Origin of the sequence: Bernardetia sp. (genome assembly GCF_020630935.1) — a bacterium.
GTDB lineage: Bacteria > Bacteroidota > Bacteroidia > Cytophagales > Bernardetiaceae > Bernardetia.
On sequence record NZ_JAHDIG010000144.1, the window covers coordinates 1 to 3,382 of the forward strand.

At 33.8% G+C, this 3,382-nt stretch carries 3 protein-coding genes; all 3 read right to left on the minus strand.

Features of this window, described 5'->3' with window-relative positions:
• Positions 1–215: 215 nt before the first annotated feature.
• The gene (locus tag QZ659_RS20355) at positions 216–1,070 is read right to left on the minus strand and encodes an SDR family oxidoreductase (protein WP_291728919.1); all 855 of its coding nucleotides are present in this window, start codon (positions 1,068–1,070) and stop codon (positions 216–218) included.
• Between the two features lie 237 nt (positions 1,071–1,307).
• Positions 1,308–2,561, minus strand: a complete 1,254-nt coding sequence (locus QZ659_RS20360) for an IS110 family transposase (protein ID WP_291728921.1) — start codon at positions 2,559–2,561, stop codon at positions 1,308–1,310.
• A 287-nt stretch (positions 2,562–2,848) separates the two neighbouring features.
• Positions 2,849–3,283: a contact-dependent growth inhibition system immunity protein gene (locus QZ659_RS20365; RefSeq protein ID WP_291728923.1), complete on the minus strand. Its 435-nt coding sequence runs from the start codon at positions 3,281–3,283 to the stop codon at positions 2,849–2,851.
• Between the last annotated feature and the right edge of the window lie 99 nt (positions 3,284–3,382).

Sequence of the window (3,382 nt, forward strand, 5' to 3'; positions counted from 1 at the left end):
TTTATGAAAAAATAAATCAAATTTAACAAAATTGTAGTAGATAATTACTTATTTTTTCTCACGCCTAATAGCAAGCTGATAGCAGAGCATTAGTACCCCCTAACACAATGATAGAAATAAAGTTATAAACTTGTAATAAAGTGGAGGAGGGGAATCAAAAAAATAAGGCAGAATGCCGAATACATAGCCACTAATTGGCTGGAGCTAAGGAGCTTTTATTTATTTGCTTCATTATTAAAAAAAAACTCTAACTTTTCTTCTCCAAATAGTGGAGCAGTCATATCCATAACCATCGTTGTCATAAAAAATTCAATCGGACCATACGTTTTTGAACTCGTAAATGTTCGAACGCACCAAAGTGCCAATTTTCGTGTCCAATCAGGCAAATGAATTATTTTAATTTTCTTTCCATAAGCTCTTAATGCCAATTTCGCAATTTCGTTTTGAGAAAGCAAATCAGGTCCACCAATATTAATTTCTTTTTTGTCTTGGTTAATAGCATTTACAACCTCCTTTGCTAAATCTTTTCCGTGAATTGGATTTAGTTTTAATTCGCCATCTCCAAACAAGTAAACTTTTCCACCTTTTGCCATTTTAAGAAAATCTGCCATATCCGAAAAAAATCCATTTGGGCGAATTATGCAGTAATCTAATCCAGAAGTTTTTAAATAATCTCCTAATTTTTCTTTTGCCTCACAGATTTTTAGGTTTCTAAGTTTTTCTCCGTTTAAAACAGATATGTAAATGAATTTTTTAACTCTACTTTTTTTAGCTTCGTCTATCAAGTTTGCATTTGCTTGATAATCGACATCCATATAAGTTAATCCATCTTTTTGTCTAGTAATTCCAACCGTGCTTATTACAATATCCACATTTTTGCAAATATCTTTTAGGCTCTCAGGTTTCGTTACTTGAGCTTCTATAATTTCAAGATTTGGAGCATTTAGTTTTACCTTTTCTTTTTTACGAACGACAATTTTAGTTTCATAACCTCTCTCAATTAATTCTTGAGTTATGAATTTTCCTAAATATCCAGTAGCACCTGCTAGTAATACGTTTTCTTTTTTCATATAGAGATGTTTTTTCTCACTCCTAAGGCTTAGCAAACTGATAGGTCGTAGTCTCCACTTCGTTCAAGACAACGCCCAACATTTTTTTATTGATGGAAGACTTCCTACAACGTGATTTTTTCAAACGATAGGAACGAGCTTTAAACCTTGTTTTTTTGCCATTTTTTGAAGTTTCAATCTTCTTTTATTTTCTTGTATTTCTGTCATTTGTACTGCTCTTTGAGCATCATATTCTTGCTATTGAGTAATTAAAGTATAAAATAAAGTAGCTAATTTTCTAGCTACTGTTTTGACAGCTACTTGACTTCCTTTTGTAATGGCTAACTTTCTATAAATTTTCCCTAAATGTGTTTTTGAACTGTGTAAAGTGGAAGCTGCTGTTCTAAAGGCTTGTGTAGCTCTGCTTTGCATTTTTTTTCGGAACTGTTTGAGTACTTTTCCACCTGATATTTGAGGAGAGGGAGCAAGACCAAGCCAAGAGCAAAAATGTTTTGCTGTTTTCCATTTACTTAAATCTGTTCCTACTTCGCCTACAATATCTAAGACTGTATTTTCGGAGAGTCCTTCTACTTTTGTCATATCAACTCCTAGAATTTCTTTTAGGTAGCTCCTTACATCAAAACGATACTCATTCTGACGAACTTTCTTTTTCTTCTGTTTTGAAACAAAAGATTTACTAGATATATCTTCAAGCTCTTCACTATCTTTTTCCCAATTTTGTAAAATACGCTCAATCTCTTCTTCACAGAGGACTAATTCGCTATGTGCAAAGTCCCAAGAACGAAGGGCTTGCTTTAAAGTAAAAAGATATTCTGCACGATAATTACCTTCTAAAGCTCTTGCTAACTCTTCTTTGCTAGACTTCATTCTATAATTATAATGCTCTTCTGCTAGTTGGGTAGGATGATATTCTCCAGCAGCAATAGCACGAACAATACCCATTCCTACTTGGGTATCTATCTTACTAATCACTTGACGAAGTTTTATATTCATTTGCTGTAAAGACTTTTCTATTCTATTAATAGCTTGTCCTTTAGCGATAACCTGCTGATGACGAAGACGTAAATAAGTGCGTAAAACTCGTATTTGTTCATTAGGAATAAAAGAACGATGCAACAAGCCTACACTATGTAATTGTTGTAACCATTGACTATCTTTTACATCTGTCTTACGACCTGGTACATTACGTACATAACGAGCATTAGCTAGACAAACTTCTATATTCCTTTCCACTAAAATATCATATACAGTAAGCCAATAAATGCCTGTCGATTCCATAGCGACAGTAGTAATACCCAAACTGACTAACCAGTCTGCTAGTTCTGTTAAACCTTTTGTATGGGTAGAAAAAACACGAGTAGGAGTATCTGTTAAGTGAGCAGGAACACTTACATAGTGCTGCCCTGCACCTACATCTATACCTGCTGATAAAGGATAAACAACTGGAAAAGCAGAAGTAGCATCTTTCTTTGATAGTTTTTGCTTAGACATAAACCCTAAAAAATTAAGTAAAAACTTAAATTAAAATCAAAACAAAGAAAGGACACAGCAGTAATTACCTATTAATCTTCCTAACGGGATCTTTGCAGTCACCAAGATAGAATACAAACACCTGTGTCAGCCTAAGCTACGCCACGGAGTCAAAAAATGCTTCCAAAGTCTTCGGCAGGCTCAACAGTCTTTGTAACCAAACTTAAGCAAACACGTTGCCACCATAGAATCAAAGCGAATTGGAGGGGCTACGCTCAACTTTCACTTTTTTATTTATCTAACAAACTCTACGCTGAACGAGGATCAATAAATTCTTCAAACGCTTTAGTGATCTCGTCACGAATTTCTTTCGTAATATCTAAACTCTTGAAAAGTTGTTCATTAGATACAAATAAATCTTCCATTGTCTTCTTTTGAGTAGGATGATGCTGCCAATACTTTTTTGATGCTCTGAGCACATTTTTTAATAAATCACCAGGATAATTGTCAGCTTCAATAAACAAGTCTGATTTTAAAATATCCATTGCGAGTGGTATTAAAAAACGTAAGCCCGTATTTTGTACAATATAAAAATCGATGTCGGTAACTGTATAATTTTTTAGTTTCTTCTTTGCTAGATAATAGTATGTAAATTCTACATACGTACTATCATCTTCTGAGGGGACTTGACCATCCCACTCCCAGTTCTCTAGATCCGATATACTTCTATTTAAATAGTTCATTGCTTAATTTTTAGTTAAATTTGTCAGCTGCTTTTTTAGCCTGATTTTAGGGTAAACGCATGAAAGATTTATGCAAAGACGACTTGTTCTAAATAGTCT

Excerpts from the sequence above, each read along its gene's own strand:
- QZ659_RS20355 (WP_291728919.1), bottom strand. The coding sequence starts at position 1,070 with ATGAAAAAAGAAAACGTATTACTAGCAGGTGCTACTGGATATTTAGGA.
- QZ659_RS20360 (WP_291728921.1), bottom strand. The coding sequence starts at position 2,561 with ATGTCTAAGCAAAAACTATCAAAGAAAGATGCTACTTCTGCTTTTCCA.
- QZ659_RS20365 (WP_291728923.1), bottom strand. The coding sequence starts at position 3,283 with ATGAACTATTTAAATAGAAGTATATCGGATCTAGAGAACTGGGAGTGG.